The sequence below is a fragment of the Janthinobacterium sp. GW821-FHT03C10 genome (assembly GCF_059420865.1).
The window spans coordinates 1-6,437 of sequence record NZ_JBWKUN010000016.1; the positions used below are offsets into that span (position 1 = coordinate 1).

The following is a 6,437-nucleotide window of genomic DNA, read 5'->3' on the forward strand; positions in this document are numbered from 1 at the left end:
TCACTCAAAAAACTGACAGGCCACTACTTTCGTAGCGCCTATTTCATTATTTCTTGTGAACATTTGATATTTTAAGTATTACAGCAATCCGAAGATCGCTGCTGCACTACATCAAATGCCCACACTTATCGACTGTTAATTGTTAAAGAACGGTATTCGGTGCTACTTTCGCGCCATCGACAAAGCGTTGTGTTTGTCAGCTGCGAAGAAGGAAGAGTATGAAGCAATTTGCTACGTCCGTCAACTCCTTCTTTTCTACTACCCAGCCCCTGAAGGCCGTCCGTTTTGTGTCGCAAACTGCTGCGTCTCATTGGGGAGGCGAACTATAGCAAAGCCGCCCACGGGCGGCAAGCTTTATTTCAGCAATTCGGCAACCGCCTTGCCGACATCAGTCGTACTGGCGCTGCCACCCATGTCCGGCGTACGCGGGCCATACTCGAGCACCTGCTCGATAGCGCGCACAATCGCGTCATGCGCGGCCGTGTATTGGGTATCGCCATTGCCGAGAAAATCGAGCATCATGGCGCCCGACCAGATCATGCCAATCGGGTTGGCGATATTCTGGCCATAGATATCGGGCGCGGAACCGTGCACCGGCTCAAAGACAGAAGGGAAAGTGCGCTCAGGATTGATATTCGCCGACGGTGCGATCGCAATCGTTCCCGTGCATGCGGGCCCCAGGTCGGACAGGATATCGCCAAACAGGTTCGAAGCGACCACCACGTCAAAACGCTCGGGGCTGAGCACGAAACGGGCCGCAAGGATGTCGATATGGTATTTATCCCAGTGCACATCGGGAAAGCTCGGCCCCATCGCTTCGACTCGCTCATCCCAGAATGGCATGCTGATGGCAATGCCATTCGACTTGGTCGCCGATGTCAGGTGTTTTTTAGGCCGGCTTTGCGCCAGCTCAAACGCATACTTCAGGATGCGATCGACGCCCTTGCGCGTAAACACGGATTCCTGCAGCACCGTTTCGCGCTCCGTCCCCTCGAACATGCGCCCGCCCACGGACGAATATTCTCCTTCCGTATTTTCACGCACGACATAAAAGTCGATATCGCCAGATTTCTTGTTCGCCAGCGGACACGGTACGCCCGGCATCAGCCGCACGGGTCGCAAGTTGACGTATTCGTCGAACTCGCGCCGGAATTTCAACAGCGATCCCCATAAGGAGATATGGTCGGGCACCTTGTCCGGCCAACCCACGGCGCCAAAATAGATGGCGTCAAAATCCTTGAGCTGGGCAAACCAGTCCGAGGGCATCATCTGGCCATGCTCCAGGTAATAGTCGCAATTCGCCCACGCCATGGTCGTAAACTGCAGGTCGATATTGAATCGGCGCGCCGCGGCCTCGACCACACGCAACCCTTCCGGCATGACTTCATTGCCGATGCCGTCGCCGGCGATGACTGCGATTCTGTGTGCGGGCATGACATTCTCCTGTGGATAAATGGATATGTTGATGATACTGGTGCCGCATCAGAATACAATCAGGGAATTCATAACCTAAGTATCCACATTTTGTGGTCAATCGATGAAAAATACGCCGCTGCTGGAAGACTTGCGCCTGTTTTGCCAGGTCGCCCATAAAACCAGTTTCGCCGCCACGGCGCTGGAACTGGGCATTTCCAAGGCGCTCGTGAGCAAGCGCATCGGCATGCTGGAAGCGGCGCTGCAAGTGCGTTTGCTGCACCGGACCACGCGCCGGGTCAGCGTCACCGATCACGGCGAGATCGTACGGCAATGGGCGCAGCGCATCCTGGAAGATGTCGAACAGATGGGTGAAGCGGTGGCGCAGTCGAAATTGCAGCCGCAGGGCTTGCTGCGCATCTGCTCCAGTTCCGGTTTTGGGCGCAACCGGCTCGGTCCCGCCCTATCCCAGCTGGCACGGCAGTATCCAAACCTGAAAATACAGCTGGAATTGCTCGACCGCCCCGTTGACCTGCTGGGCGAAGGTTTCGACCTCGACATTCGCATCGGCGAGGTGCGCGAGCCAGACCTGATCGCCCACCGCATTGCCAGCAACCAGCGCGTCCTGTGTGCCGCGCCCGCCTACCTGGCCCAACATGGCACGCCTGCCACACTGGCGCAATTGCGTGAGCATGACTGCATCGTCATCCGCGAGCGCGACCAGGATGGACGGCGCTGGAAACTGCAAGGGCCGCACGGGCAGGAAACGGTGAAGGTTGATGGACCGTTATCGGCCAACAATGGCGAGATCGTCCATCAATGGGCGCTGGATGGCCACGGTATCATCTTGCGCTCCGCATGGGATGTGGAAAGCAGTCTGGCGCAAGGCAAGCTGATCCGCATTTTGCCCGCGTATCAACAGGCCGCCGATGTGTGGGCGGTGACCACCTCGCGCCTGTCGAACTCGGCCAAGGTCAGAGCCTGCGTGCAATTTCTGCAACAGTGGCTGCAGACCCGCGTCTGATTGGCGCCTGATACGCTATACGAGGCGCGGCACATCCGGATACAGGCGGGCCAGGGTATCGGAAGTGATGGCGGCAATCATGGGGGCGATCCGCTCGGTCGCTTGCTCGGGCGATTTTTCCCTGCGCACGTCTTTCCACAACTCTGCCAGCGCGCCCTCATGACGCGACACCGCTTGCTCGACTTCATCTTGCCAGAAGGCCGGCGCTTCGCTTTCCACAAAATTGCCGCGGCCACGGCCAAAGTGCGCCACCGCCAGGTAACGCAGCACGCCCGCCACCACCAGGGTACGCAGGAAGGCATCGGTAAATTGCATCGTGGGCTCGTTGCGATCCGTACCGGAATTAAAGCCCCAGGCCGCGCCCGCAAATGTCAGCGCACCGACCACGCCGCCAAGCAAGGCGCCCGTGCCCAACGTCAAGCCACCGGAAATCAGGTCGGCTGACAGTCCCGTCGCCGCTCCGGAAATCATGGCGCCCAACAACCCCGCTTGCGCCTTGTCGATCGGCGCGCGCACGGCGAAATTTTCCCGTATCCGGCTATTGATCTTATGCGCATCGGTCGGGTCGAGTTTGTGCAAGATCAACAGTTCACGCGTGATCACGCCGTTGTGCGTATTGAGGCGCGCCACCAGGCTAGCCATGGCCTTTTCCTGGCGTTGCTGCTCTGCATTCTTGCCGATACCCACAACTTGCAAAGCCGATTTCAGCAAGCCCTTGGACGCCGGCTCGATGGCCTCGCGATCCTGGGCAGCCACAGTCAGCTGCGTGGCCAGCAAGTGCATGGCCTGCTGGAAACGCGCCGTATTCTGCGCTTGCCAGCTAGCAAACAAGCGCGCATAGCCACTTTGCTGTGATTGCGGCAACAACTTGCCCACGGCTTCGTAAAACACACGCTCATGCACCCAGCAGCGGGCAAAGGCATCGAGCGCCAAAACGTCGCGCACGATGGGATATTGCTGCAAATGCTCGCGCCAGCGCGCCTGCTCGCTGTGTTCTTCATTACCCGGACGTGGCGGCCCCATCTGATTGAGCAAGACCACCACTGGCTTGCCCAGCCATTCGAGGATTTTCATTTCCGCCGGCAAGTAACCCGCATCCTTCGGATGTTCCGAGGAGTTGACCAGGTACAGCACCACGTCGGCCGCGTCCTTGGCCGTGCGTAGCGCTTGCTGGCTCAGCCAGAACGGACGGTCGCGATACCGGTCCAGCACCTCGCGCAGGAACCAGCCGATGGGATTGCCCGACTGTCCCAGCCGCTTGAGCAGGCGCACGGAGTCGCCAAAGCCGGGCGTGTCCCACAATTGCAGGGCATCGCCCTGCGGCGTCGCCAGCAAGGTATGCGATTCGGCAAACACCGTCACGTGGGCGGCGTCGCGCACTTCGCCGATATCCACGCCCACCAGGGTGCGCGCCAATGTCGTCTTGCCATTATTCGTGTGCGAAATCAGCGCAAACTGAATCTGCACCGCATTATCCTGGATATCTTTATTCACATTCACACTCATGCTGCTGCCGATACTTTCAAGCCGACACCGGCATCGAGCGGGTGCAGGGCCGGATTGAGCAAATTGACCACGGTGGCCGTGGTTTTATGGAACTGGCAGAACTGTTGCCACAGGGCGACCCGTTCCGCCAAACGCGCGCCGTTATCCGCCTGCTCGCCCGCGCGCTCCAGGTAGCTGGACTCGTCGATCAGGACGGCGATGCCGCGCGCCGACGATTGCACCAGATAATCGAGGAAGGCGCCGTGATTTTCCTTTTCCGGCGTCGCCGTCAGGTTGAACAGCACGGCCGTGATATTGACTTGCGGATCATTCAAGTCCGTGCCGCGCAAGACTTCCTGCGGCTCTTCGCCATATGACGTCGATGGACGCAGCATCATGCGCCCCTGCTCGCCAAACAGCATGATGGACAGCTGCCCCAGTCCCTTGTGGCGGGCTTCATCGACCGTAAAGCTGTACGGCAAGACGCGCAGCATGCCGCCCGTGGCCACGCCGATGCTTTCATTTAGCTTGCGGAAATACGGTTGATCGAGATCCAGCGGAAAGTGCCTGGCCAGGCGCGCGGCGCGCCAGTTGTTAACCAGGGCCAGGATCAGGCGGGGCACGACCACCAGCAGGAAAATCGTTGCCGCATACAAATGCACCCAGCGCGCGCCGCCTTCGACGGTCGTCGTTTGCGGGAAACGCAGCGCTTCGATTTCCGCCAGCGAAAAACCTTGCAAATGAAACAGGGCGATGGCCGGCGCAAACAAGGTCGACAGCAGGCTGTGTACCTGGCCGGCATTCAGAAACGTGCTCTCCCACCCGGCCGCGTACTGCGACAGGAAGCCGCGGGCATACAGCGAGGCGACGGCGCCGATGGCAAACATGGCGGCGCTCAGGTGAATGGTACGACCCAGGCGCGCGGCCGTCAGCTTGGCGCTCAGGTGCGCCCATTCCCCCATGAAACTGAGCAAGCCCGAGGACAAGGCGTGCGGCAGTTTGCGCGGCAAGGCCAGGCGGCCCACGCTCAGGTGGCGCACCAATCCCGCTTTCGGCCAGCCCAGGGAACGTGAGGGAATGCATAGCCAGATCAGCAAGCCCAGGTAGACCAGTACATTCCAGGCGATGATCAACAGCAAGGGCGCCGACAGCAAGTCGACGCGGTGCGGATCCGTGATGCGATCAAGCCCGGCGCCCAGCAGCAATGCCAGCAGGGGCAAAGTCAGCGCCAGGGTTTTCATGCCGTTACGGCGTTTCGCGAAAACGGCAAACGCGGGGGTGCGCTCGGTGATGCGTTTGATGATCAGCTCGGAACGCTGCTGCAGGAAATCGTCACCCGTGACTTCGGCCTGCTTGCCCGAAGCTTGCCATTGCGCAAGCTCACGCGCACTGCGGCTGGCATACATGCGGTCATCCTCGCTGAGGACTTCTTTTTTCTGGTCGGCCGTCTCGATAGCACGGACCAATACCACTTCTCTCGCAATCTGCTCGTTCATGGTGCTCCTGTTTTTGTATGAAACGACAACTCGACAGGCAGATTGTGACGTACTTTTGTATTTCAGGCCAACGCGTCCTCGGTCCGGAACAAATGATGCAGCAGATAGATCAGGAAAGAAGCGATCCAGGCAGACCACAAGGTGTGCGTAAAAAATTGCGCACCTTGCAACTGTTGCTGCCAGCCTGCCGCCAAACCGCACAGCAGCATGACGCCAGCGAGCAGCAGCGCCGTGCGTGGCCGTCCAGGCAGGCAGAACAATGGCAAGGCCAGCATCCACCAGGCAATATTCGCCTGGGTCGCGGGCAGGCATACCATGGCAGATGCGCTGGCTGGCAACGTTTCCAGCAAACGCGTGTAAGGCTCCAGTCCGCCATAGCGCAATAAATCCGTGGGGCACGGCACATCGCTGAAAGAAGAGAGCCAATAGATGCTTAGCGGCACGAAGATAGCCGACAGCGCCGCCACGCGCAAGGCGCTGCGGCGTGAAGCAAGCCAGGCCACCGGACGCAAGGTGTCCCAGACGGCCAGCCCGATCATGACGGCGCCAAGCAAGAGCATACCTATCTGAAAACTGCCCGCCCACGCGCTGTCGGTGCCGACAAATTGCCCACGCGCATCGTCGAACATGCTGTCGGCAATCATGAGGTCGAGGTTGCTGTAATTGCCGATCCACAGTATCAGCATGGCCGACAGCATCAAAGCGCTATCGATGCCTTTGGGCGTTTTGACGAGTTTAAGCTTGGCCAGCATGGGTGCACACGTTACTTGATGAGAATGGAAGTCATCGTACAGTGTCAATATGAAGAGAACATGACGGTGCCCGCTGTGCACAACATGTGGTGATAAATGACAAAGGCAGCGCGCAGCGCTGCCTTTTTTTCGCCTGCTGAACAGCCGGGGGCAGTCCCCACACACTGACCGTCGGTCGGCGGATCGGCGCAGGTCGGCGTAGGTCGGCTTAGCGCAGCGTAAGCCGACAGCACCAGCGGCGCATCCAACCGCCAGACGAAAAAAAAC

At 59.3% G+C, this 6,437-nt stretch carries 6 protein-coding genes; 1 reads left to right on the top strand and 5 read right to left on the bottom strand.

Annotated features, from left to right (window positions below; all coding sequences use genetic code 11):
- Window positions 1-354: 354 nt before the first annotated feature.
- Entirely contained in the window at window positions 355-1,434 is a 1,080-nt protein-coding gene (locus AC07VH_RS29110) for a tartrate dehydrogenase (RefSeq protein WP_494789614.1), read from the bottom strand.
- A 103-nt stretch (window positions 1,435-1,537) separates the two neighbouring features.
- Here AC07VH_RS29110 and AC07VH_RS29115 point away from each other — a divergent pair, with 103 nt between their 5' ends.
- On the top strand, window positions 1,538-2,437 hold the full coding sequence (locus tag AC07VH_RS29115; RefSeq protein ID WP_494789615.1) for a LysR family transcriptional regulator: 900 nt from the start codon (window positions 1,538-1,540) through the stop codon (window positions 2,435-2,437).
- A 15-nt stretch (window positions 2,438-2,452) separates the two neighbouring features.
- Here the strand turns inward: AC07VH_RS29115 and AC07VH_RS29120 are convergent, their stop codons facing one another.
- The 4 genes from AC07VH_RS29120 to AC07VH_RS29135 form a co-directional block, all read right to left on the bottom strand.
- Window positions 2,453-3,943: a DUF3482 domain-containing protein gene (locus AC07VH_RS29120; RefSeq protein WP_494789616.1), complete on the bottom strand. Its 1,491-nt coding sequence runs from the start codon at window positions 3,941-3,943 to the stop codon at window positions 2,453-2,455.
- Entirely contained in the window at window positions 3,940-5,418 is a 1,479-nt protein-coding gene (locus AC07VH_RS29125) for a DUF2868 domain-containing protein (RefSeq protein WP_475417567.1), read from the bottom strand. Before AC07VH_RS29125 ends, AC07VH_RS29120 begins: the two co-directional genes overlap by 4 nt.
- Window positions 5,419-5,480: 62 nt before the next feature.
- Window positions 5,481-6,170, bottom strand: a complete 690-nt coding sequence (locus AC07VH_RS29130) for a phosphatase PAP2 family protein (RefSeq protein ID WP_494789617.1) — start codon at window positions 6,168-6,170, stop codon at window positions 5,481-5,483.
- Between the two features lie 44 nt (window positions 6,171-6,214).
- Window positions 6,215-6,437, bottom strand: a 223-nt coding sequence (locus AC07VH_RS29135; RefSeq protein WP_494804015.1) for a hypothetical protein, incomplete at its 5' end; no start/stop codon positions are given.